Consider the following 21,315-nt stretch of genomic DNA (forward strand, 5'->3'; position numbering starts at 1 on the left):
CGACGACGGAAATGCCGGTCTCGCATCACCGTCTTGCGCGGTCCGTATGACACGGACCGGGCCGGTCGCGGATACTCGACGGCATGTCCGATCTGCGGTCGATGACGCCGCTGCCCGCCGTCGACGCGATCGAACTCAAGCACCTGCGCGCGTTCGTCGCCGTTGCCACCGAGCTGAATTTCAGCCGTGCGGCGACTCGCCTGTACGTGTCGCAGCCGGCACTCAGCCGGCAGATCCAGGCGCTGGAGCGGCTGATCGGCTGCCCGCTCCTGCAACGCTCGACCCACCGCGTAGAGCTGACGCTGGCGGGCGAGGCGCTGCTCGGCGCCGCCGTGCCGCTGCTGGCCGATCTCGACGACGCGGTCGCCCTGACGCGTTCGGCCGGCGGCGAGGTCGCCGCCCGGGTCGCGCAGCTGTGGGACGCGGTCGCCGAGGACGGCAAGACCGGCTTGCACCCGATGCGGGAGGCGTACGAGGCCCTCAACGCCCAGTTCCCGGTGCCGGAGGGAACCCGGGTGCGGCCGGTGCAGGCCGGCGGTGTGTCCGCGCTGGTCGTGTCGCCCGGCGCGGACGGCTCGCCGACACTGCTGCACCTGCACGGCGGTGGGTACATCTCCGGCTCCGCGTTCGGCTACCGCCCGCTGGCCGGCGCGCTGGCCGCCGCGACCGGCGCGACCGTGCTGGTGCCGGACTACCGGCTCGCGCCTGAACACCCGTTCCCGGCCGCGCTGGACGACGCCTTCCGCGCCTACCGGTGGCTACTCGACCAAGGCGCCGACCCGAGCGAACTGGCCATCAGCGGTGACTCGGCCGGTGGCGGGCTGGCCGTGTCGCTCATGGTGAAACTCGCGCGGGAGGGTCTGCCGCAGCCGGGCCGGGCGGTGCTGCTGTGCCCGTCCGTCAACGTCGTGGACCCGCCCGACGGCGCACCGGTGGCGCGGTGGCTTTCGCTTTACGTCGGCGATCATCCGGCCGGCGACCCGCTGCTGAACGTTTTCGAGGCCGACCTCTCGAGCCTGCCCCCACTGCTGGTGCAGTCCGGCACCGCCGACATGGTGCTGCACGAGACGCGCCGCTTCGTCGACCGCGCCGCCGAGCACGGCGTGGACGTCCGGCTCGACCTCTATCCGGTGGGCACGCACGTGTTCCACCTGTTCTGGTCGTTCCTGCCGGAAGCCGCGGCCGCGCTCGAGCAGATCGCCGAATTCCTGCGCGAACCGGCCACCGAGGCCGCAGCCGGCTGACAGTCGAATCCGCGAGCGAAGACCCGGCTTGGCCATACGTCGGCGACGGGCGCGCAGTGGACCGGCTCGTCAGTTCTCGTCGATGCGCGCGTAAAACGACCGGAGGGCGGCCGCGAGCTGGTCGGGCGCCTCCATCGCCACGTAGTGGCCGATTCCTTCGATGCGCACCGCGGTCACGTCGGTGGCGACCTGCCGCAGCGTCGCCGGTGTGAAATCTCGCGAGCGGCCCGCGACGGCGAGGACGGGCATGGCCAGCTTCCGGGCCGCGAGCTCTCGGAGTTCTTCGCCCTCCGAGAGCAGGGAGCGGTACAGACCGGCCGCGCCGGCGAACGCGTCGGGTCGGGCGTACGTGCGGACGAGCTCGTCGATGTCGGTGTCGCTGAACGAGTCGGGGCTCGCGGTGAGCGACGGGATCGCGTAGTCGGTGAGGAACGCGCGTTCGCGTCCGGCGAGGAGCATCTCCGGGATGCCGGGGGCAGCGAGGACGCCGATGTGCCAGGCGCCGCCGTGGGTGACGTCGGCCAGCATCTCGGCGCCGAATCCCGGGAGCCCGGTCTCGATCCCGGTGTAGCTGCGGACGAGTCCGGGGTGGGTGGCGGCGACGCGGAAGGTCGTGGGGCCGCTGATGTCCTGGCCGGTGAGGTGGACGGGGCCGACGTCCAGTCGCGCGATCAGGGCGCTGAGGTCGTCGGCCGAGATCGCGCTGTCGTGCTCCGGGGCGGCGGTGGCGGAGTCGCCGAATCCGCGCAGGTCGACGGCGAACACCCGGTGGTGCTCGCTCAGCAGGGGGATCAGCTTGTGGAAGACCCACCAGGTCTCCGGGAAGCCGTGCACCAGCAGTACCGGCGACCCGGCGGTACCGGCGGCCACGTAGTGCAGCTCGGTGTCGTCGAGGCGGACACGGCGGTGGTCGACACCGGGGATGGTGGCGGCGAGACGGTTCATGGGGTTCCTTCGAGCCGATAGACAAGTAACTTGTCGAACCGTACAGGGTAGACAAGTGACTTGTCCATCTCGGGGAGTCTCGTATGATCGTCGCCATGACGCAGTCCAGCGGCGCCGAGCTCGCGCTTCTGCTGCTCGGCGGGTTCCACACCATGGTCGACGAAGTGCACGTGGAGCTGGCCAAGCGCGGCCACGAAGGCGTCCGCCCGGCGCACGAGTTCGCCCTGCGCGCCGTGGACGCGGGTGCGGACACCGCCTCCGAGCTCGGTCGCCGGCTGTCGGTGACCAAGCAGGCCGCCGCGCAGACCATCGCCGCGCTGGAGGAGTTCGGCTACGTCAACCGCGAGCCCGACCCCGGCGACGCACGCCGCAAACGCGTGCGGGTCACCCCTCGGGGCCGCGAGCTGATGACCATCGGCAGCGCACTGTTCGACGACGTGCGCAACCGCTGGGCCGTCCGGATAGGACCCGAGCAGCTCGGCACCCTGGAAGCACACCTGGCCCGGCTGACCGAGCGCCGCTCGTTCACCGCCGAGGACCTGCAGGACTGACCTGCGAAGCCGGGTACGCTGCCGCGGCCGAGCACGTGCCGACTGGGGGACGACGAGCCATGGACATCGCTTCCGGCGTGGACAGAGTCCGCGTCCTCGAACCCGTGCCCGGCGTGCCGTCCGGGGCCGAGCCGCTGTTCTCCGGGTACCTCCGGCACCTGACCTCGGCGACCATCCTCCGCACGGCGCTGAGCGGGGTCCTCCTCGCCTTCGGTCTCCTGCTCGCGCTGACCGAACGGCCGGGGAGCGCGCTGCCCTACTTCTACTTCGCCGTCTTCGGCGGTTCGCTGGCGCTGTGGAGCTACGTCCTGAGCCTCTACCTGCGGATCCGGCGCCTGTCCGGGGAGCCGTACCGCCGGCTCGACGTCGCCCCGGACGGGTTGCTCGTCAAGGGAGTGCGGGTGTCCGTGCGGCTGCCGGACGGGCGGTGGCTGCGGACCCGGCTGCCCGGCGGGCCGCGGGTGCAACTGGCCGGGGAGCGACGGCTGTGGGTGCTCGGGACCGGCCGGCGGGTGTTCGTCCGCTTGCCCGGTGCGATGTGGGTGCGGGCCGGGCGGATCGAGGACACCCCGACACCAGGGGCGACACCCGTGGAGCCCGTTTCGCGCCGTCCGACGCCGCCGCGGCTCGATCCGGTGCTCGCCGCGCACCGGGCGTCGCGGGTCCGGCGGATGGCCGGCTCCGGGATCACCTTCCTGGTGCTGGGCGCGGCGGGGCTCGCCGCCGCGGCGAACGTGCGGTTCGACCCCGACGGCATCACGAGCCCGGCCGCGGTGGGCGGCATCGCCGGCGGCAGCGGCGTGTTTTTGCTGCTGGGCTTGCTGACGGTCGCCGGGATCCTGCGGATCCGCCGGCCGATCACCGAGGACACCTGGGTGGAGCTGCGGGTCGCGCTCGACGCGCCGTTCGTGCCGCGCACCCGCGCCGTCGTCCGGCTGACCGGGTGGGCGCTGCACCCGGACGGCCGGCAGACGCGGTTCCGGCTCGTCGCGGACGTGTCGCTGGCCGCGAACGTGGCGACGACCGGGCAGCTGTGGCTGCTGGGCTACCCGCGGCCGGGCAAACCGGCGAAGGCCGGCGTGCCGGGCTATCCCTGCGTCGGCGGCTTCCGCCTGGTGTGAGCTGCCGCTGACGGCCGAAACCCGGGTTCGGTAGCGCCCGGGCCGGTGCAGCCTGGGGGCGTTCCGGGACGAGCCGGAGCGTTTCGAGAGTCCGGAGCACCCCCATGACACAGGACATCGCCGCGCCGACGCACCGCGGCCCGGTCGCACTCGCCCGCGGATTCCTGACCGGCGGGGTCATCGGAGCGACGCTGAGCGCCTTCGTCGTCGGCATCATCCTCGAGCGGGTGCCCCTGATCCTGTTCGCTGTGGGACTTCCGCTGGTCTACGGCGGGCTCTTCTTCGTCGCCGGCATACCGCGGCGTGCCCGGGAAGCGGCGGTTGTTCGCCGCGTGGCGCTCGCGAAGATCGAAAGCCTGCGCGCCGGCGGCACCGAAACGGGCGACGTGCCGGTCGACTTCGTCCTCACGGTCGCCCCGGACGACGCGCCGTCGTACCGGGTCACGGTGACTCACCACGTCAACCTGATCGACCTCCCGAGCCTGCGGCGGGGAGACGTCCTCGTGGTCGACTACCCGCCGGACCGGCCGTGGCAGGCCCGGATCGTGCCGCGCCCGGCGCCGGACTGGGAGCGCCGGGTGGCCGGCGCGGCCATCGAATCCGCACCCGAGTCCACTTTGGTGCACGCTCCGCCGGAAGGCTGTGCGTTCGGCGCGGTCACCGTGACGGGGTTGCTGCTCGCCGCGGCCGCCGTCCTGGTGCTGTTCCGCGCCGAGCTGTTCGGCCCGGAGACCCTCGAGCGGCCGCCCGAGCCGTCGTCCACCTCTGTCACGTCCTCCTCGGGCTCCGCCACCGTGACCGTGGGGCCGGACCAGACCCTGCTGGACGCCGGGGAACTGCGCCGGGCCGTCGATTCCCTGGGGCGCACTGCGGACGTTTCCCGGGTGCTCACCGCCGTCGTCCAGGAGCGGCGGCTGTCGGTGGTGTTCGCGCCCACCGCGGTGACCGTCCCGCGGTTCGACCTCCGCGCCCTGCCCTTCGACCGCATCCCGGACCTGGTCCGGAAGGCCACCCGCACCCTGGACGTCGGTTCGCCGCGGACCTGGCAGGTCACGGCGGACCCGTTCACCGTCCGCGTCACCGTGACCGGCCCCGCGGGCAGCTCCTCCCTCACCGCGGACGGTCGATGACCTCGGTCAGGCGGGGGCGCCGAAGACGCGCGTGAGGCTGTCTTCGGTGTCGTTGCCGATTTTTTCGAAGACGGCCTTGGCGATCGGGGCGCCGAGCTTGGCGGCGCCGTGGAACTCGATCGTCGCGTGGTAGGTGAGGGTGCTGCCTTCGCCGGCCGCGGTGAAGCTGATGTCGTCGGTGGTGGTGGCGGTGTCGTTGCTGCCGTTGAAGACGACCCGGCCGGGTTCGAGGCGGGTGAGCTCGTAGGTCAGCTCGGTTTCCACGCCGGCGATCTTGGAGACGTTGTGCCAGCGGGCGCCGACCTCGACGGGACCGGTGCCGAGGCGGTCGCACGACTGCGTGCCGGGGTCCCATTCAGTGGCGTTCCCGAAGTCCTTGAGGTATTCGAGCACGTCGCCGGGTCCGGTCGCGACGGTGAAGGTGCGGGTTACTTCGACCACGAGCAGGTCCTTTCCTCGATGCCGGTCTCCGCTTACCCCGCAGCGGCGCGCCGAAACAACTCGAGGGCCCCGGCGCAGGCCCGAGCCGGTCCCGGTCCGTCCTCAGTGGACCTAGCCGGTGGGCCTGTACGCGGCGACGAGCCCGGCCGCGACACCGGGCGGCTACTGCGGGCCTCGCACCCGGCGTATCACCGCGCTCCCGCACGGCTCTGAACGCCGAGGAGGTACCGCGATGAACCCGTTCCGCACCAGCACTCTCACCCTCGCCGCCGCGATCGCCGTGCTCGCCGTCGGGTGCTCGAGCCCGGCCGGTCCCGGCGCCGAGGACTCCACCGCCGCGGAGTCGCCGCCGCCGACGTCGGCCCCGAGCACCGAGCCCACCGGCTCCGAGACACCGAGATCCGGGGACGACGGCGTCGCGATCTCGATCCCGCAGCTGCCGATCGGCGGCGGCGTCGACGATTCGACCGCCCAAACCAGTGCGTCACGATCGGCTGGCTGCAGTCCGGTCTCTCGCCGGCCCCGGGCGTGAAGGTGACCGGGATCCGGCTCGACCGGCCGGGTGTCTTCAGCGTGGGCGGCGGCTGCGGGGGAGAGGACGCCTGCGCGAAATTCACCTTCCACGCGACCGGCGACCAGTGTTCGATCGCGGTGAAAGCGCTCGGGACGGGCGGCACGACGCGGTTGATCGTCTCGGGCAAGGACACGTGCTCGTGCCGGGACCTCCGCGGCCGGGTGGAACCGGGCTCGGTCGAGCTGACTCAGCCGGAAGACGTCACGGAACCGTCGACGCCCGAAACCACCGCGAGCGGGTGACCCCGGTGCCCGAGGAGGGGCCCGGCCGGTTCGAGCGCTTCGTCGACGCGGGCAAGGCCGTCATCCCGCCGCTGACCCTGATCGGCGCGCTGCTGTTCTACTTCGGGTACGTCTCCGCGCGTTCGCAGTACGAGTACTTCGGCGTCGACGTCGACACGATCGGGCTGGGTACGCAGGACTACATCATGCGCAGCCCGCAGCCGCTGCTCACGCCGCTGCTCGTGTTCGCCGCGGCGGGCGCCGGCTCGGTCGCGGTGCACACCGCCGTCCGACGGCGGACCCTCGCCGCGGCCTCCTCGCGGACGGCGACCCGGCTGGGCCGCGGCGGCCAGGTGACGGGCCTGGCCGCGCTGGCCGCCGGGCTCCTGCTGCTGTCCGGGTACACCTTCCTGCGTGACTGGCGGCTCTACGGGCTCGTGACCCCGGTGCTGATCGCCGCCGGCGGCACGCTGTTCCGCTACGGCTCGTTCGTCCGGCGGCTCGCCCGGCCGCCGGCGGACCCGACGCTGCTCCGCCGGGTCTCGACGGCCCTCGTCCACGTCGTGATCGCCGTCAGCGCGTTCTGGATGACCGCGACCGTGGCGCAGTGGTCCGGCCGCGGGCTCGCGATGTACGAGGCGAGCCGCCTGGACAAGCTGCCCAGCGTCATCCTCGACACCAAGGAAAGCCTGTTCCTGCGCAGCCCCGGCGTCCAGGAGACGAAGCTGCCGGCCTCGGAAGGACAGACCTTCCACTTCCGCTACCGGAACCTGCGCCTGCTGATCCACGGCAAGGACCGGATGTTCCTGGTGGCCGACCGGTGGTCGGCGAGCAGCTCGACGGTCGTCGTCCCGCTCGACGGCTCCGTGCGCGTGCAGTTCCGGTTCCAGAACCAGCACCCGTGAACCCGGCGTATCAAGCGGCGCCCAGCCCGCTCCGGAGAGCATGACCACCGGAGTCGCCCGGCTCGTCGGCCAGCAGCGCCGCGATCGTCGGCATGCGCCGCACCCGGGCCAGGCACCGCGCCCGCGACGGGCCGATCGAGCCGACCGGGATGCCGAGCGTCGCGCTGATCTCCCGGTAGGACTTGGGCGGGTCGCAGAACAGCAGCGCGAGCAGCTCGCGGTCCCGTACCGGCAGCCGGGCGCACGCGCGGCGGGCGGCGGCCCGGCGTTCGGCGCCGATCAGCCCGGCGTCGAACAGGGGCTCGGTCAGCTCGCCGAGCAGCGGGTCGTCGGTCGGGACCTGCCGGTTCCGGTGACGCAGCAACCGCAGGCACTCGTGACGGGTGGTGGTGCGCAGCCAGCCGGGCAGCGCCTCCGGTTCGCGGATGTGCGCCAGATTCGCCACCAGCCGCAGCCACACCGCGCCGCTGACGTCCTGGGCATCGGCATTGCCGAGCCGGTACTGCGCGCACACCGACGAGACCAGCGAAGAATATCGGTCGACGATATCCCGCCAAGCCCATTCGGCACCTCGAGCGGCATTTTCCAGCAATGGCACCGGCGAGTCGTGCATGGCCCCTCCTCGGACTGGGATGTTCCCGGGTTCACGATTTCGCCACGCCCTGCTCGCCGACCTTGCAGAGACCTTGCGGGGCGAGCAGCATCGACTGGGCCGGTCGGGACGTGTCGATTCTCAGGAGTCCGCCGCATGGAATTCCTGCTGTTCGGGGAGGTGCAGCTACGCGTCGCGGGACAGCCGCTGGACGTCGGGACGCCACGGCAGCAAGCGGTCCTCGCGGCGCTCGCGGTCGACGCCGGACGCCCGGTGTCGATCGAGACGCTCATCGACCGCGTCTGGGGTGACGATCCGCCCGGTGAAGCGCGCAATGTGGTGTATTCCCACCTGAGCCGAATTCGGCAGGTGCTCACCGAGGTCACCGAGCTGACCGGTACAAAGACCGGCGTCACCCGGCGAAGCGCGGGATACGTGCTGGAAATCGATCCCGGCGCGGTTGACCTGAATAGGTTCGCTCATTTGGTCGAGCGCGGGAATGACGTCCGCGAAACCGACGACGACCGGGCCGCGGCGCTGCACGAAGCATTGCTCGTGTGGCGGGGCGCGCCGCTGGCCGGCTTCCACGGTGACTGGGCCGACGGGGTGCGCGCGGCCTGGCACCGGCGACGGCTCGACGCGGCCGTGCGCTGGGGCGAGCTCGAGCTGCGGCTCGGCCGGTCCGACGCGGTGATCGCCGCGATGTCCGACCTGGCGGCGGAGTACCCGCTCGCGGAGCCCCTCGAAGTCCTGCTCATGCGTGCCCTGCACTCCGCGGGGCGCGACGCCGAAGCCGTCGACCGCTACGCCGTCGTGCGGCAGCGCCTCGCCGACGCGCTCGGCACCGACCCGGGACCCGAGCTGCGCGCGCTGCACGAGGCGATACTGCGGGGCGAGCTGCCGACGACGGCTCCGGTGGCGCCGGTGGTATCCCCGTCGTCGCCGGCCCAGCTGCCGCCGGACACCCCGGGGTTCGCGGGCCGCGAGAGCGCGTTGCGCCGGCTCGGCGAGGTGACCGGCGGGCCGTCGCCGGCCGCGCGGATCGTCGTCCTTTCGGGGACCGCCGGGGTCGGGAAGACCACGCTGGCCGTCCACTGGGCACACTCGGTCGCCCGCGAGTTCCCCGGCGGGCAGCTGTACGTCAACCTGCGAGGGTTCGACCCGACCGGATCGCCGATGACACCGGCCGGGGCGGTGCGCGGGTTCCTCGAAGCGCTCGAAGTCCCGGGCGAACGGATCCCGACCACCTTGGACGCGCAGGTCGGCCTGTACCGGACGCTGCTGGCGAACCGGCGGGTCCTGATCGTGCTGGACAACGCCCGCGACGCCGGGCAGGTGCGTCCGCTGCTGCCCGGCGCGCGGGCTTGCGTAGTCGTCGTGACCAGCCGCGACCAGCTCGCCGGCCTGGTCACCGAGGGAGCGCACCCGCTGGTCGTCGACCTCCTCGACGACGCCGAGGCGCACGCGGTGCTGCGCCGCCGGATCGGCGACGCTCGGATCGCGGCCGACCCCGCCGCGGCCGAGGAGATCATCGGCCTGTGCGCCCACCTCCCGCTGGCGCTGGCGGTGGTGGCAGCGCGCGCGGCGACCTATCCGGCGTTCAGCCTGGCCGCCCTGGCCGCGCAGCTGCGTGACGCGCGCGGCGGCCTCGACGAGTTCGCCGGCGCCGACCCGGCGACCGACCCTCGCGCGGTGTTCTCCTGGTCGTACCTGCGCCTGGACCCCGCAGCCGCCCGGCTGTTCCGGCTCTTCGGGCTCCACCTCGGCCCGGACATCGGCACCCGCGCGGCGGCGAGCCTCGCGGGCCTGCCGATCGCCCGGACGCGGCCGTTGCTGGCCGAGCTGGCGAACGCGCACCTGGTCGCCGAGCACGCTCCCGGTCGCTACACCATGCACGACCTGTTGCGTGCGTACGCGGATGAGCTGGTCCAGGAGTCGGACCCTTCTCCCGAGCGGGAATCGGCGGTCCACCGGTTGCTCGGCCACTACGCCCACACGGCTTACCACGCGGACGGGTTCCTCGATCCTCGGCTCGAGGTGCCGCCCACGTTGACGCCGTTGCCGGCGGGGGCGGAGGCCGAGCGGATCGTCGACCGAGGGCGGGCGTTGGCGTGGTTCGAGACCGAGCACCGGGTGCTGTTGCAGGCGGTCGGGGTTGGAGCCGAGTTCGATGCGCGGGTGTGGGAGCTGGCTTGGGCGCTGCGCAGGTTCCTCACGATGCGCGGCCATTGGCACGACGAGAGCGATGTGCTCACGGCAGCCTTAGGTGCGGCGCGGCGGCTGGGTGATGAGCGGAAGCAGGCGTTCGCACACCTGCACCTCGGCGGGATACACGGCCGATTCGGCAGGCTCACCGAAGCCGGCGACTCTTTGCAGGCCGCTTTGACGTTGTACACCGCGAGCGACGATGTAGTCGGGCAGGCCTACGCGCACCGCCAGTTCGCCTGGCTGCTCGATCGCCAGGGTGCCGCCGCCGGTGCACTCACCCACGCCGAGCAAGCGCTGGGGTTGTTTCGTGCGGCCGAACACCAGGCCGGGCAAGCGACCGCCCTCAACGCGGTCGGCTGGTTCCACACGCTTCTCGGTGAGCACGCCGCGGCCATCGAGTACTGCCAGCAGGCGCTCGACCTGCAAACGCTCCTCGGTGACCAGCTGGGCGCGACCCAGAGCTGGCACAGCATCGGTTATGCCCACAAGCAACTGGGCGACTTCGGCCAGGCGATGGCGTGCTACGAAAAAGCGCTGGAACTCGTGCGGCGCAACGGGAGCCTTGTCACGGAAGCGCGATTGCTCATCGAGATCGCCAATCTTCACCGCGATCTTGGTGAAGCCGAATCAGCGCGGGCCGGATGGCAGCAGGCTCAAGACATCCTCTCGCACCTCGCTCATCCGGAAGCCGATGAGGTGCGGACGAGGCTGGCAGAAGTACACAGTGGATAGGCGTCGAACAGGAGGAGCCTCATGTCAGAGGAAGAAATCGCGGAGTTCGCGGGATTTTGGAAAGCTGTCCAAGAGCACACGAGCGACCTGTCAGAGCCGCAAAAGGCACTGCTGAACATGTCCGTGAAGTTCGCGTGGGTCGCGACCGCGACCGACGAACAGCTCGAGAAGGGTTTTGTCGAGTCGTTCACGCCGGAGCAGGCCGCGTTGGTACGTGATTACCAGTCGCCCGATGAGAACGTGCAGTTGCTTCCTCGCTTGTACCGAGGCTTCATCAAGCTGACATGACCGCGCCGCCGGTGGTGCTCGTTTCCATGCCGTTCCTCGAAGCCGATCGGCCGTCCATTCAGCTCGGACTGCTCAAGGCGATCGCGGGGCAGCACGGCTTCTCCGTGCGCACCCTGCACGCCAACCTCGACTTCGCCGTGCGGATCGGGCTCGATCACTACCGGCGGCTCGCCGACCACCGTGGCCGGCAGATCGGGGACTGGCTGTTCTCCGTCGCGGCGTTCGGCGACGCCGCGCCGGACCCCGACGGGAAGCTGCTCGACGAACTCGGCGCCGAACTGTCCTACTTGGACGGTCCGGAGCGTCTGCTCGCCACCCGCGAGCAGGATGTTCCCGCGTACCTCGACGCCATCGCCGACGAACTCGTCGGCGTCCCGGTGGTCTGCTTCAGTTCGACCTTCCAGCAGAACGCCGCGTCGTTCGCGCTCGCCCGGCGGCTGAAGGAGCGCGATCCGGGCGTCGTCACCGTGTTCGGCGGGGCGAACTTCGAGGGTGAGATGGGCCTGGAGCTGGTGCGGTCCGTCGGCTGCGTCGACCTCGCCGTGCTCGGCGAGGGCGACGTGGCCTTCCCCCGGCTGCTCCGGGCGCTGCAAGACGGCGGGGATCCGGGCGCGATCCCCGGGGTCGCGCGGCGGGTCGGCGACGATGTCGTCGCCACCCCCGCCGAGCCGCCGCACGAGCGGCTCGACGAGCTTCCCGTGCCGGACTACGGCGAGTTCTTCGAGCGGGCGACGCGGCTCGGGCTGCCGGTCGAGCACGTCGCGCTCCCGTTCGAGTCGGCCCGGGGATGCTGGTGGGGTGCCAAGCACCACTGCACGTTCTGCGGGCTCAACGGCACCACCATGCGCTTCCGCGCCAAGTCGCCGGCCCGGGTGCTCGGCGAGCTGGACGAGCAGGCGCGCCGCCACCGCACCTTCCGGTTCGACGCCGTCGACAACATCCTCGAACCGGGCTACCTCAAAGAGCTGCTGCCGGCGCTCACCGAGGCGCACCGGGAGTACCAGATCTTCTACGAGGTCAAGGCGAACCTGACCCGCGCGCAGCTCAAGCTCCTCGCCGAGGCCGGCGTCACGCAGCTGCAGCCGGGCCTGGAATCACTGAGCTCCGCCGTGCTCCGGCTGATGGACAAGGGCGTCCGCGCCGCCCAGAACGTCAACTTCCTGCGCTGGGCCCGTTACTACGGCATCGGCGTCGCCTGGAACATCCTGTGGGGGTTCCCGGGCGAGCCGGCCGAGGAGTACGCCGCGCAGGCGGCGGCCGTCCCGCACCTGGTCCACCTCCAGCCGCCGGCCGGCGCGAACCGGCTGTGGCTGGAGCGGTTCAGCCCGCTGTTCACCCAGCCCGCCCGGTTCCCCTTGCGGGCGCGCGAGCCCGAGTCCAGTTATCGCCACGTCTACCCGTCCACTGTGGACATCGACCGGATCGCCTACTTCTTCGACTACGAACCGGAAGACGAGCTGCCACCCGAGGTCTATGCACCCCTGAAGGACGCGGTGTCGGCGTGGTCCGCCGCTTGGGATGCGAAGCAGCCGCCGGTGCTGGTGTACCGCTGCGCCCCGGGCTTCCTGCAGATCTACGACGGCCGCCACCCCGAGACCCACGGCACCTACACCTTCCACGACACGCTCGCCGACGTCTACCTGGCCTGTGTGGACCGTCCGCGCACCGCCAGGGCCGTGCACCGGGATCTTGGCCTCGCGATGCCGGTTTCGGCCGTGGAAAAGGCTTTCCGGGGGTTCGCCGACCGCGGGCTGATGTTCCTCGACGGCACCCTCGCCCTGTCCCTCGCGCTGCCCGCGACACCCGGCCGCTGACGTATCAGAAGCGCCGTCCGCGCCTCTGTCCATCGCCAAGGCCGAGTTCGACGAAAGGCGCCTGACATGGATCCGTCGGTCATCGTGGCGACGGCGAACGCCACGGCGGAGCGGCTCGCCGGCCGGACGCCGTGGGCGTTCACCTGGGGGCCGCTCGAGCGGGGGCAGTGCACGATGGCCGAGGGCGCCCGGTGGACGCTCTACCCCGACGGGACCGCCACCTTCGACGGCACCGTGACCGGCGAACCCGGCCACGCCTGGGTGATCTGGCACGTCGACCTGCTCGACGCGCACGGGACCATCCTGGGATCATTGGCCACCGAGCGCCCGGTCGACGGCGACTGGCGCAAGTTCGTCCGGACCACGCCGGGCGACGGGGAGCACCACCGGTTCCGCGCCTGGGCGAACTTCGACGCCGGCCTGTGGGACGCCATCGCCGCCGTGAAGATGCACTGGAGCTGCTGACGCGGTAAGTCCGAAATGCCCTGGTGGAGGGGCCTGTTCGAGCGAGAAAGATCACTCCGGTCGCCGGCGGCGCGCGTCGGTCACGCATGATGGCCGGACATGGTCGAAGAGTTCCGCTTGCGCTCGGTCGCCGCGGCGGCGTACGGGCCGGCCGCCCTGTTCGGGCTGTCCGAGGGAGCCGTGCTGCCGGTCATCGCGCTGAGCGCGATCGACCGCGGGGCGAGCACCCCGACGGCCGCGCTGATCGCCGCGTTGCTGGGGGTCGGCTCGCTGGCCGCGAACATCCCGGCCGGCATGCTCGCGACGCGGTTCGGTGAGCGCAGGTCGATGCTCCTGGCGGCGGCCGTCATGGTCGTCGGCCTCCTGATCTGCCTGGTCGACCTGGGACACGGACTGTGGTCGCTACCGCTCTACGGCTCCGGGGTCGTGCTGATCGGCGCGGCGAGCGCGGTCTACAGCCTGGCGCGCCAGACGTACCTCACCGAGATCGTCCCGCCGCACATGCGGGCCCGCGCGTTGTCGACGCTGGGTGGGAGCATGCGGATCGGGGTCTTCCTCGGGCCGTTCGCCGGCGCCGCGGCGATGCAGTTCGCCGGGCTGCCCGGCGCGTACTACGTGAGCCTGGCCGCGATCTTCGCGGCGGGCGCCCTGGTGATGCGGGTGCCCGACTTGGAGGTCACCGCCGACGACCGGGCGGCCGCGTCCGCGGTCACGACGCGGGGGATGCTCAAGCGGCAGTGGCGGGTCTACGCGACGCTCGGCGTCGGGATCCTGCTGTTGTCGGCGATCCGCCAGACGCGTCAGACGGTGGTGCCGTTGTGGGCGGCGCACATCGGGCTGTCGCCGACGACCAGTTCGATCATCTACGGCGTCGCCGGAGCCGTCGACGCGCTGACGTTCTACCCGGCCGGGAAGGTGATGGACCGCTACGGCCGGCGGTGGGTGGCCGTGCCGGCGACGCTCGTGCTGGGCGTGTCGTTCCTCGTGATGCCGCTCGCCGGCGGCGCGGCGCTGCTGACGGTGGCGGCCATGGTGATGGGCTTCGGCAACGGGATCGGGTCGGGCATCGTGATGACGCTCGGCGCCGACGTGTCGCCGAAGGTGGGGCGGCCGACGCACATCGGGATCTGGAACGAGCTGGCGGACATCGGCACCGGGGTGGGTCCGCTGGTCCTGTCGGCGGTGACCGCGCTGGCCGGCCTCGGCGCCGGGATCGTGGCGAGCGGGTTGATCGGTTTCGCGGCGGCCGGCGCGCTGTGGAGATGGATCCCCCGGCCACGCCGGGCCGGCGCGGCGTGCGCGGCTCGCTGACCGCGCCCGTTCGCCGAAGACGTCGAGACGCTCGGGCACCGTCGAGCCCGCTCATTCGAAGAACTTGAGGCTCCAGCCGGTGTCGGTGGTCGCGCCCGGGACGTTGGCGCGGTGGTACGTCGTCGAGCCCCACCAGCAGAACGTCCCCGTGTACCAGGAGCGGTTGGCCCACGAGTACGGCGTGCCCTTCGGGACGGCGTGGAACATCAGCGGGAACTTCGGCCCGGCGGGCGGGCTGGTCGCGATGTCGCCGTTCAGCAGGACGAAGCTGTTGTGCCCCGGGCCGTTGACGTAGAGCGTCGGGTCCCAGCCGGCCATCATCGTGGCGCGGTTCGAGCCGAACAGGCACCCGTCGGACTTGTACCAGTCCCACACGTAGGTCGGGTCGCCGCCGGCGCGCAGGCGGAGCTCGGCGATGCAGTACTGGTCGCTCCAGCTGCCGTTGGCCGAGTAGGCGATGTGCAACTGCCCGTTGGGATCCTTGACGGCTTCGGGTGCTTCGTTGATGTACGGGTTCCCGACGACCCGCTCCCAGCTCTCCCGCGGCTGGGAGATGACGTACCGCGCGCCGGTCGAGGTCGTCGGGGTGCTCATCCGGGCGATGTAGAGGTTCTGCTCGACGTTCGTGTCCCCGGCCCAGCCCGACCAGACGAACCACCGCTGCCCGCCGAAGGTGAACATCGTGCCGTCGATGGCCCACTTGCCGTCGGGCAGCGCGAGCTGGGTCTCCGCTGTGTAGCCGCTGTCGGCGACGGCGGAGCTGATCACGTACATCCGGTGCGCCGCCCCGGTTCCGGCCGTGAAGTAGACGTAGAACCGGCCGCCGTCGGTGACGATCTCCGGGGCCCACACCTCGCCGCGGCCGCGGCTGTCCGACCAGATCCGCCGGGCGGTCGCGCTCGCCAGGCCGTCGGGTGACGTGGCTTGCCGCACGACGATCCCGCCTCCGGACGACTGCACGGCGACGTAGGTCGACCCGACCCGGAGCACGCTGGGATCGGCCGCCCGCAAGGCGGTCTGCCCGGCTTGCGCGGCCGGCGCGACCAGCGCGGCGAAGAGGGCGAAAACGACGGTGAGGCAGAGGAACCGGGAGAGCTTCATGGCCACATCCCTCGGTCGATCCGGGCCGGGAACCGCCAGCAGGATCGCCCGCGACCGGGCGCGGCCGGTAGGGCCGCGGGATCTTGCTCGATCCAGACCGACCGAAATTGGTCTGAACCGGTGAGGTCCCGGTCAGCGGATCCGGCGGCTCGGCGCCGTGCGATCATCCCTGAGGTTCAGCACCCGGCCCCGCGGAGGACATCGATGACTGCACCGGCTCGCGACGCGCTCGTGGCGGTGGCCACCCTGCTGGCGCCGGCCGCCCCACAGGTGCCGGCCCGCGCGGCGGCCGCCCACGACGACCCCGGCGCGTACCTGATCGAGCACGCCGACCGGCTCGACGACCGTGGCATCGACGAGCCCTTCCCGGGGCTGCCGTGGATCGCACTGGTGGACGCCCTCGACGACCACGGCCTGCTGGCCGAGGTCGACTGGAAGGAAGCGCCCGACGAGATCGCCGGCCAGCTGCGGCAGCTGGGTTCCGCGCCGCGGGCGGACGAGCTGTGGACGTCGCTGGGGGAGAGCGAACTGCCGACGTACGAGTTCCTCGAGCTGGCGGGGAAGCGGTTGCACGAGACCGGCACCGCCCTCGCTGTCCTCGACATCGAGTCGGACTGCTACCCGCTCGTGCTCTTGCCGGCCGCCCGGGCCGGCGACTTGGTGGCGCTCGCGGAGGCGGCGGGGTTCACGGTCGCGGTGCTCGGGCGGTAGTGCGGGTCTGTTGCCTTCGCCGGGATGCCGGGGCTGGTCCCGGCGCGGCGGTGGGGTGCCTTGCCCAACGTCTTGAATGAGTCATTCAGGACCTCCGGCGCCCTGAATGACTCATTCAAGACGTTTGCGGCGGGGTTCACGGCCGCGGTGCTCGGCCAATAGTCGGCAACGAAGCCAGCTCCGCCGGAGTCAGCTCGACGGACGCCACCTCGGCGAACTGCGTCACGTGCGCCGGCCGGCCGGTTCCGACGATCGGGATCGTGCCGAGCGACGTCAGCCACGCGATCGCGACCTGCGCCGCGGTGAGACCCCGGTCGTCCGCGATGCGCCGGAACTCCGGCAGCTCCGTGGCCAGCCGGTTCGCGCCCGACGCCCCGCCGAGCGGTGCGTACGCGAGGTACGGGATGCCCTCGCGGGCGCAATACTCCAGGGTCTCGTCGTCGCGCGCCAACGGGGAGTAGTGGTTCTGGACGGCGTCGATCGTGGTGATCGCGCGCGCCTCCTCGAGCTGTGCGACCGTCACGTTGCACAGCCCGACGTAGCGGACCTTGCCCTCGTCGCGCAGTGCGGCCAGTTCGCCGACGCTCTCTTCGACCACTGTGGACGGATGGTCCGCGCGGTGCAGCTGGAACAGGTCGAGGGTGTCCCGCCCCAGGATCCGCAGGCTCTGCTCGCAGTCGTGGCGCAACGCCGCCGGCGACCCGTCGACCGGGAACTCCGCCGGGCCACTGCGGAAGTGACCGCCCTTGGTCGCGACGAACGCCGTGTCACCGGCCGGGTGGGACGTCAGGGCCTGGCCGATCAGCCACTCGTTGTGGGACGGGTGGTCGAGGGTCGTGTACGCGCGGGCCGTGTCGAGGAGGATCACGCCGTGGTCGAGCGCCGCGTGGACGGTCGCGATCGCGCCGTCGACGTCGGGTTCGTCCGCCAGGGACCAGCTCGCTCCGCCGAGCGCCACGCGGCTCACGGACGTGTCGCCGATCGAGGTGTGCCGCATTCCGCCTCCGTGTTGAAACGTAGAAATCGGCCGCGTTGACTTGACCGGCGAGACCATAGTAGCGTCGCCGGACGAAGTGTTGAAACGTTTCGATCGGGAGGGCACGCATGAAGGTCGCCGTGCTCGTCACCTGCATCAACGACTCGCTCTTCCCGGACACGGGCAAGGCGGTGTTCCGGCTGCTGCGCCGCCTCGGCGTCGACGCGGACTTCCCGGAGGCCCAGACCTGCTGCGGCCAGCCGATGGTCAACACCGGCTACCTCGACGAGGCCGTGCCCGTCGTCCGCGCCTTCGCGCAAGCGTTCGCGGGCTACGACTACATCGTCACGCCGTCCGGTTCCTGCGCGGGCTCGGCGCGCCACCAGCACGGTCTGGTCGCGCGGAGAGCCGGCGATCCCCGGCTGGCCGAGAGCGGGCCGAAGGTCTACGAGCTGAGCGAGTTCCTCGTCGACGTCCTCGGCGTGACCGACGTGGACGCCTACTTCCCGCACCGCGTCACCTACCACCCGACCTGCCATTCGCTGCGCATGCTCGGCGTCGCCGACAAGCCGCTGCGGCTGCTGCGCGCGGTGCGCGGGCTCGACCTCGTCGAGCTGCCCGCCGCCGAGGAGTGCTGCGGCTTCGGCGGCACCTTCGCGATGAAGAACGCCGAGACGTCCACCGCGATGGGCGCGGACAAGGCCCGGCACGTCCGGGACACCGGCGCGGAAGTGCTCGTCGCCGGCGACAACTCGTGCCTGCTGCACATCGGCGGCCTGCTGTCGCGGCAGCGCTCCGGCGTCCGCGTGCTGCACCTGGCCGACGTGCTGGCTTCGACCGAGGAGGGCGCGTGAGCGCCACGTTCGTCGGCATGCCGGCGTTCCCGGCGGCGGCCCGCGAGGCGCTCGCCGACACGCAGCTGCGCCGCAACCTCGCGCACGCCACCGGCACGATCCGCGCCAAGCGCGCGGCCGTGGTCGGGGAGGTGGCCGAGTGGGAGGAGCTGCGTCTCGCGGGCGCGGCGATCAAGGACAACACCTTGCGCCGCCTCGACGAGCACCTGCTGACGCTCGAAGCCGCCCTGCAAGCGCGGGGCGCGACCGTCCACTGGGCCCGCGACGCGCGAGAGGCCTGTGCCATCGTCGCCCGGATCGCTCGGGATCATGGTGTCGACGAGGTCGTCAAGGTCAAGTCGATGGCGACGCAGGAGATCGGCCTCAACGAGGCTCTCGCCGAACACGGAGTCACCGCGTGGGAGACCGACCTGGCCGAGCTGATCGTGCAGCTGGGTGACGACCTGCCCAGCCACATCCTGGTGCCGGCGATCCACCGCAACCGCGCGGAGATCCGGGAGATCTTCCGCCGCGAGATGGCCGGGGCGGGACGTCCGGCGCCCGACGGTCTCACCGACGACCCGGCCGAGCTGGCCGGTGCGGCCCGGCTGCACCTGCGGGAGAAGTTCCTGCGGGCGAAGATGGCCGTCTCGGGTGCGAACTTCGCCGTCGCCGAGAGCGGCACCCTCGTGGTCGTCGAGTCCGAGGGCAACGGCCGCATGTGCCTGACGCTGCCGGAGGTGCTCGTTTCGGTGGTGGGCATCGAAAAGGTCGTGCCCACGTGGTCCGATTTGGACGTGTTCCTCCAGCTCCTGCCGCGGTCCAGCACGGGGGAGCGGATGAACCCGTACACCTCGACGTGGTCGGGCGTCACCCCCGGCGACGGGCCGCAGGAAATGCACGTCGTGTTGCTCGACAACGGCCGCACCCGGGCGCTCGCCGACGAGGTCGGCCGCCAGGCGCTGCGTTGCATCCGCTGTTCGGCGTGCCTGAACGTCTGCCCGGTGTACGAGCGGACCGGCGGGCACGCGTACGGCTCGGTGTACCCCGGGCCGATCGGGGCGATCCTCAACCCGCTGCTCAAGGGCGTCGGCGTCGACGAGCAGACCGACTCGCTGCCCTACGCGTCCAGCTTGTGCGGCGCCTGCTTCGAGGCGTGCCCGGTGCGCATCGACATCCCCGAAGTCCTGGTGCACCTGCGGTCCCAGGTGGTCGACGCGCATCGCGGCGGACCGCCGAAACCCGAGGCGGTGGCGATGAAATCGGCGTCCTGGGTGCTCTCGGACGCGCGGCGGCTGGGGTTGGCCGAACGCGGGCTGGGCGTCGCGAACCGCGTGCTGACCCGCTTCGGCCGGCGCGTGCTGCCGGGCGGGCGGCGCGGGTTGTCCCGCCTACCGTGGCCCGGTTCGGTGTGGACGAACGCCCGGGATCTCCCGGCGCCGCCGCGAGAGTCGTTCCGCGCGTGGTGGCGAAGGGAAAAGCGGTGAGCGCGCGCGAGGAGATCCTCGACGCCGTCCGTGGCGCGCTGCGGGACGCGGACCGGGCGGAGGCGGTGGTCCCGCGCGGCTACCGTTCGGTGGCGGCGACGGACGTCGTCGAGCTGTTCGCCGAGCGCGTGGTCGACTACCGCGCGGCTCTCACCCGCTGCACCGCCGCCGAGCTGCCCGACGCCATCCGCAACGCGCTGGGGCCGGCGCGGAAAGTCCTGGTGCCCGAAGGGTTTCCGGTCGACGTCGGCGGCGTGGAAGCGGAACTCGTCGCTTACGACGCCGTGGTCACCACGGCCGCGCTCGGCATCGCGACCACCGGCACCCTCGTGCTCGACCACGGACCCGGCCAGGGGCGGCGCGCGCTGAGCCTGGTGCCGGACGTGCACGTGTGCGTGCTCCGCGAGGACCAGATCGTGCCCGGCGTGCCGCAGGCCGTGGCCGCGCTCGATCCGGCGCGCCCGCAGACGTGGATCAGCGGGCCGAGCGCCACCAGCGACATCGAGCTGACCCGGGTGGAAGGCGTGCACGGGCCGCGAACCCTGCACGTCATCGTCGTCGCGGGGTGAAGTTCACCGCGGGGGAGCGGTGGTGCGCCGCGGGACCAGCTTCGGCGAGAGCTTGACCTGAGCCGCCGGCCGGGTCCGGTCGGCGATGCGCTCCAAGAGGAGCCGGGCGGCGTCGGTGCCGATGTGGTGCCCGGCCTGGTCGACGCTTGTGAGCGAGATCGGGCCGAGCGCGGCGAAGCTGGTGTTGTCGTAGCCGGCCAGAGAGATGTCCTCGGGCACCGACAAGCCCGCTTCGCTGAGCGCCGTCAGCACGCCCATGGCGACGATGTCAGCGCCGGCGAAGATGGCCGTCGGCCGCTCGGGGCGGGCGAGGATCTGCTGGGCGCCCAGGTAACCGCCCTCCTGCGTGTAGCTGGTCGAGACGATGTCGACCGCCAGCCCCCGGGCCTCCATGGCTTTCCGGTAGCCGTCGGCGCGAACCGCGTTGGGCATTTCGGCGAGGCGGGCGGGGTCGGTCTCGTGGTGCTCGATGTGCGCGATGTGGCGGTGGCCGAGATCGGCGAGGTGGCCGACGACGAGCTCCGCGCCGGTCGTGTCGTCGTCGGTCACCGTGTCGTAGTGCGCCGACCGGGTGTGGCGGCCCACCACGACGGTCGGGACGGTGGCGGCCAGATGTTCGAGGCGCGCCGGCGACATCACCGGCGCGATGAGGACCAGGCCGTCCATGCCGCGGTCGACCATCGCGTCGGTGAGCTTGCCTTCGTCGGTTTCGTTGTCGCAGCTGGGCCCGAGCAGGACGTGGTAGTCGGTGTCGCGCAGCGTGTCGGTGAGGCCGTCGAGGATGTCCGGGAAGAACGGGTTCCGGATGTCCGGCAGCATGACGCCGATGGTGTAGGTCTGGCCGCGCAGGCCCCGCGCCGCCGCGTACGGGCGGTAACCCAGCTCCTCGATCGCCCGCTGGACCTTCGCGCGCATGGCGGGGCTGGCGCCGTAGGCGTTGCGCAGCACCTTCGACACCGCCGTCGTCGAGACGCCGGCGTGGCGCGCGACGTCCACGATCGTCACGCGCCGTTGCTGATCCGCTCGGTCCATATGGGAAACGTTACCTGTCGCAGGCAAGCCTGACATCAGGCATCTTGACGAGCTCGCCGAGGAC

The 21,315-nt window shown here is 71.8% G+C and carries 22 protein-coding genes; 16 read left to right on the top strand and 6 right to left on the bottom strand.

Annotated elements, in window-relative coordinates; all coding sequences use genetic code 11:
* The first annotated feature begins 83 nt into the window (after window positions 1–83).
* Window positions 84–1,244: an alpha/beta hydrolase fold domain-containing protein gene (locus AB0M59_RS03255; protein WP_364607722.1), complete on the top strand. Its 1,161-nt coding sequence runs from the start codon at window positions 84–86 to the stop codon at window positions 1,242–1,244.
* Between the two features lie 69 nt (window positions 1,245–1,313).
* Here the strand turns inward: AB0M59_RS03255 and AB0M59_RS03260 are convergent, their stop codons facing one another.
* Window positions 1,314–2,189, bottom strand: a complete 876-nt coding sequence (locus AB0M59_RS03260) for an alpha/beta hydrolase (protein ID WP_364607725.1) — start codon at window positions 2,187–2,189, stop codon at window positions 1,314–1,316.
* A gap of 95 nt (window positions 2,190–2,284) precedes the next feature.
* On the opposite strand from AB0M59_RS03260, the gene AB0M59_RS03265 reads away from it, so the two are divergent.
* The 3 genes from AB0M59_RS03265 to AB0M59_RS03275 all read left to right on the top strand — a co-directional run bounded on the left by AB0M59_RS03265 (window position 2,285) and on the right by AB0M59_RS03275 (window position 4,991).
* The gene (locus AB0M59_RS03265) at window positions 2,285–2,740 is read left to right on the top strand and encodes a MarR family transcriptional regulator (RefSeq protein WP_364607728.1); all 456 of its coding nucleotides are present in this window, start codon (window positions 2,285–2,287) and stop codon (window positions 2,738–2,740) included.
* A 59-nt stretch (window positions 2,741–2,799) separates the two neighbouring features.
* Window positions 2,800–3,861 carry a hypothetical protein gene (locus AB0M59_RS03270; RefSeq protein ID WP_364607731.1) on the top strand — a complete coding sequence of 354 codons (1,062 nt, stop codon included), beginning with the start codon at window positions 2,800–2,802 and terminating at the stop codon, window positions 3,859–3,861.
* A 104-nt stretch (window positions 3,862–3,965) separates the two neighbouring features.
* Entirely contained in the window at window positions 3,966–4,991 is a 1,026-nt protein-coding gene (locus tag AB0M59_RS03275; RefSeq protein WP_364607734.1) for a hypothetical protein, read from the top strand.
* A gap of 6 nt (window positions 4,992–4,997) precedes the next feature.
* Here the strand turns inward: AB0M59_RS03275 and AB0M59_RS03280 are convergent, their stop codons facing one another.
* Window positions 4,998–5,432: an SRPBCC family protein gene (locus tag AB0M59_RS03280; RefSeq protein ID WP_364607737.1), complete on the bottom strand. Its 435-nt coding sequence runs from the start codon at window positions 5,430–5,432 to the stop codon at window positions 4,998–5,000.
* 232 nt (window positions 5,433–5,664) lie between these two features.
* Here AB0M59_RS03280 and AB0M59_RS03285 point away from each other — a divergent pair, with 232 nt between their 5' ends.
* From AB0M59_RS03285 to AB0M59_RS03295, 3 genes are read left to right on the top strand one after another with little or no spacing between them, the layout of a single operon-like run.
* Entirely contained in the window at window positions 5,665–5,964 is a 300-nt protein-coding gene (locus AB0M59_RS03285) for a hypothetical protein (RefSeq protein ID WP_364607740.1), read from the top strand.
* A gap of 2 nt (window positions 5,965–5,966) precedes the next feature.
* Entirely contained in the window at window positions 5,967–6,248 is a 282-nt protein-coding gene (locus AB0M59_RS03290) for a hypothetical protein (RefSeq protein WP_364607742.1), read from the top strand.
* A gap of 5 nt (window positions 6,249–6,253) precedes the next feature.
* A complete protein-coding gene (locus AB0M59_RS03295; RefSeq protein ID WP_364607745.1) occupies window positions 6,254–7,132 on the top strand; it encodes a hypothetical protein in 879 nt (292 codons plus the stop codon).
* Between the two features lie 10 nt (window positions 7,133–7,142).
* On the opposite strand, the gene AB0M59_RS03300 is transcribed toward AB0M59_RS03295, so the two are convergent.
* Window positions 7,143–7,745 (bottom strand): sigma-70 family RNA polymerase sigma factor, encoded by a 603-nt coding sequence (locus tag AB0M59_RS03300; RefSeq protein ID WP_364607748.1) that lies wholly within the window; start codon window positions 7,743–7,745, stop codon window positions 7,143–7,145.
* Between the two features lie 135 nt (window positions 7,746–7,880).
* Here AB0M59_RS03300 and AB0M59_RS03305 point away from each other — a divergent pair, with 135 nt between their 5' ends.
* From AB0M59_RS03305 to AB0M59_RS03325, 5 genes are all read left to right on the top strand, one after another.
* Window positions 7,881–10,664 carry a BTAD domain-containing putative transcriptional regulator gene (locus AB0M59_RS03305; RefSeq protein ID WP_364607751.1) on the top strand — a complete coding sequence of 928 codons (2,784 nt, stop codon included), beginning with the start codon at window positions 7,881–7,883 and terminating at the stop codon, window positions 10,662–10,664.
* A gap of 21 nt (window positions 10,665–10,685) precedes the next feature.
* Entirely contained in the window at window positions 10,686–10,952 is a 267-nt protein-coding gene (locus AB0M59_RS03310) for a hypothetical protein (RefSeq protein WP_364607754.1), read from the top strand.
* Window positions 10,949–12,766: a RiPP maturation radical SAM C-methyltransferase gene (locus tag AB0M59_RS03315; protein WP_364607757.1), complete on the top strand. Its 1,818-nt coding sequence runs from the start codon at window positions 10,949–10,951 to the stop codon at window positions 12,764–12,766. Before AB0M59_RS03310 ends, AB0M59_RS03315 begins: the two co-directional genes overlap by 4 nt.
* A gap of 66 nt (window positions 12,767–12,832) precedes the next feature.
* The gene (locus tag AB0M59_RS03320; protein ID WP_364607760.1) at window positions 12,833–13,231 is read left to right on the top strand and encodes a DUF6294 family protein; all 399 of its coding nucleotides are present in this window, start codon (window positions 12,833–12,835) and stop codon (window positions 13,229–13,231) included.
* Between the two features lie 99 nt (window positions 13,232–13,330).
* Window positions 13,331–14,542 carry an MFS transporter gene (locus tag AB0M59_RS03325; protein ID WP_364607763.1) on the top strand — a complete coding sequence of 404 codons (1,212 nt, stop codon included), beginning with the start codon at window positions 13,331–13,333 and terminating at the stop codon, window positions 14,540–14,542.
* Between the two features lie 51 nt (window positions 14,543–14,593).
* Here AB0M59_RS03325 and AB0M59_RS03330 read toward each other — a convergent pair whose 3' ends face one another.
* Window positions 14,594–15,643 carry a glycoside hydrolase family 43 protein gene (locus tag AB0M59_RS03330; protein WP_364607766.1) on the bottom strand — a complete coding sequence of 350 codons (1,050 nt, stop codon included), beginning with the start codon at window positions 15,641–15,643 and terminating at the stop codon, window positions 14,594–14,596.
* A 204-nt stretch (window positions 15,644–15,847) separates the two neighbouring features.
* Between AB0M59_RS03330 and AB0M59_RS03335 the strand changes: the two genes are divergently transcribed.
* A complete protein-coding gene (locus tag AB0M59_RS03335; protein WP_364607769.1) occupies window positions 15,848–16,354 on the top strand; it encodes a DUF6630 family protein in 507 nt (168 codons plus the stop codon).
* A gap of 136 nt (window positions 16,355–16,490) precedes the next feature.
* Here AB0M59_RS03335 and AB0M59_RS03340 read toward each other — a convergent pair whose 3' ends face one another.
* On the bottom strand, window positions 16,491–17,351 hold the full coding sequence (locus tag AB0M59_RS03340) for an aldo/keto reductase (RefSeq protein ID WP_364607772.1): 861 nt from the start codon (window positions 17,349–17,351) through the stop codon (window positions 16,491–16,493).
* Between the two features lie 107 nt (window positions 17,352–17,458).
* Here AB0M59_RS03340 and AB0M59_RS03345 point away from each other — a divergent pair, with 107 nt between their 5' ends.
* From AB0M59_RS03345 to AB0M59_RS03355, 3 genes are read left to right on the top strand one after another with little or no spacing between them, the layout of a single operon-like run.
* Entirely contained in the window at window positions 17,459–18,184 is a 726-nt protein-coding gene (locus AB0M59_RS03345) for a (Fe-S)-binding protein (protein WP_364607775.1), read from the top strand.
* Between the two features lie 17 nt (window positions 18,185–18,201).
* The gene (locus AB0M59_RS03350; protein ID WP_364608491.1) at window positions 18,202–19,650 is read left to right on the top strand and encodes a lactate utilization protein B; all 1,449 of its coding nucleotides are present in this window, start codon (window positions 18,202–18,204) and stop codon (window positions 19,648–19,650) included.
* Window positions 19,647–20,219 (top strand): lactate utilization protein C, encoded by a 573-nt coding sequence (locus tag AB0M59_RS03355; protein ID WP_364607778.1) that lies wholly within the window; start codon window positions 19,647–19,649, stop codon window positions 20,217–20,219. The genes AB0M59_RS03350 and AB0M59_RS03355 overlap by 4 nt, the downstream gene beginning before the upstream one ends.
* Window positions 20,220–20,222: 3 nt before the next feature.
* On the opposite strand, the gene AB0M59_RS03360 is transcribed toward AB0M59_RS03355, so the two are convergent.
* Complete coding sequence (locus AB0M59_RS03360; protein ID WP_364607781.1) at window positions 20,223–21,251, bottom strand: LacI family DNA-binding transcriptional regulator; 1,029 nt, start codon at window positions 21,249–21,251, stop codon at window positions 20,223–20,225.
* Between the last annotated feature and the right edge of the window lie 64 nt (window positions 21,252–21,315).

Source organism: Amycolatopsis sp. NPDC051371 (assembly GCF_040682155.1).
Lineage (GTDB): Bacteria > Actinomycetota > Actinomycetes > Mycobacteriales > Pseudonocardiaceae > Amycolatopsis.

Bases quoted from the DNA above. Each gene is read 5' to 3' on its own strand.
- AB0M59_RS03255 (WP_364607722.1), top strand. From the start codon at position 84: ATGTCCGATCTGCGGTCGATGACGCCGCTGCCCGCCGTCGACGCGATC.
- AB0M59_RS03260 (WP_364607725.1), bottom strand. From the start codon at position 2,189: ATGAACCGTCTCGCCGCCACCATCCCCGGTGTCGACCACCGCCGTGTC.
- AB0M59_RS03265 (WP_364607728.1), top strand. From the start codon at position 2,285: ATGACGCAGTCCAGCGGCGCCGAGCTCGCGCTTCTGCTGCTCGGCGGG.
- AB0M59_RS03270 (WP_364607731.1), top strand. From the start codon at position 2,800: ATGGACATCGCTTCCGGCGTGGACAGAGTCCGCGTCCTCGAACCCGTG.
- AB0M59_RS03275 (WP_364607734.1), top strand. From the start codon at position 3,966: ATGACACAGGACATCGCCGCGCCGACGCACCGCGGCCCGGTCGCACTC.
- AB0M59_RS03285 (WP_364607740.1), top strand. From the start codon at position 5,665: ATGAACCCGTTCCGCACCAGCACTCTCACCCTCGCCGCCGCGATCGCC.
- AB0M59_RS03300 (WP_364607748.1), bottom strand. From the start codon at position 7,745: ATGCACGACTCGCCGGTGCCATTGCTGGAAAATGCCGCTCGAGGTGCC.
- AB0M59_RS03305 (WP_364607751.1), top strand. From the start codon at position 7,881: ATGGAATTCCTGCTGTTCGGGGAGGTGCAGCTACGCGTCGCGGGACAG.
- AB0M59_RS03310 (WP_364607754.1), top strand. From the start codon at position 10,686: ATGTCAGAGGAAGAAATCGCGGAGTTCGCGGGATTTTGGAAAGCTGTC.
- AB0M59_RS03315 (WP_364607757.1), top strand. From the start codon at position 10,949: ATGACCGCGCCGCCGGTGGTGCTCGTTTCCATGCCGTTCCTCGAAGCC.
- AB0M59_RS03320 (WP_364607760.1), top strand. From the start codon at position 12,833: ATGGATCCGTCGGTCATCGTGGCGACGGCGAACGCCACGGCGGAGCGG.
- AB0M59_RS03325 (WP_364607763.1), top strand. From the start codon at position 13,331: ATGGTCGAAGAGTTCCGCTTGCGCTCGGTCGCCGCGGCGGCGTACGGG.
- AB0M59_RS03330 (WP_364607766.1), bottom strand. From the start codon at position 15,643: ATGAAGCTCTCCCGGTTCCTCTGCCTCACCGTCGTTTTCGCCCTCTTC.
- AB0M59_RS03335 (WP_364607769.1), top strand. From the start codon at position 15,848: ATGACTGCACCGGCTCGCGACGCGCTCGTGGCGGTGGCCACCCTGCTG.
- AB0M59_RS03340 (WP_364607772.1), bottom strand. From the start codon at position 17,351: ATGCGGCACACCTCGATCGGCGACACGTCCGTGAGCCGCGTGGCGCTC.
- AB0M59_RS03345 (WP_364607775.1), top strand. From the start codon at position 17,459: ATGAAGGTCGCCGTGCTCGTCACCTGCATCAACGACTCGCTCTTCCCG.
- AB0M59_RS03350 (WP_364608491.1), top strand. From the start codon at position 18,202: ATGCCGGCGTTCCCGGCGGCGGCCCGCGAGGCGCTCGCCGACACGCAG.
- AB0M59_RS03360 (WP_364607781.1), bottom strand. From the start codon at position 21,251: ATGGACCGAGCGGATCAGCAACGGCGCGTGACGATCGTGGACGTCGCG.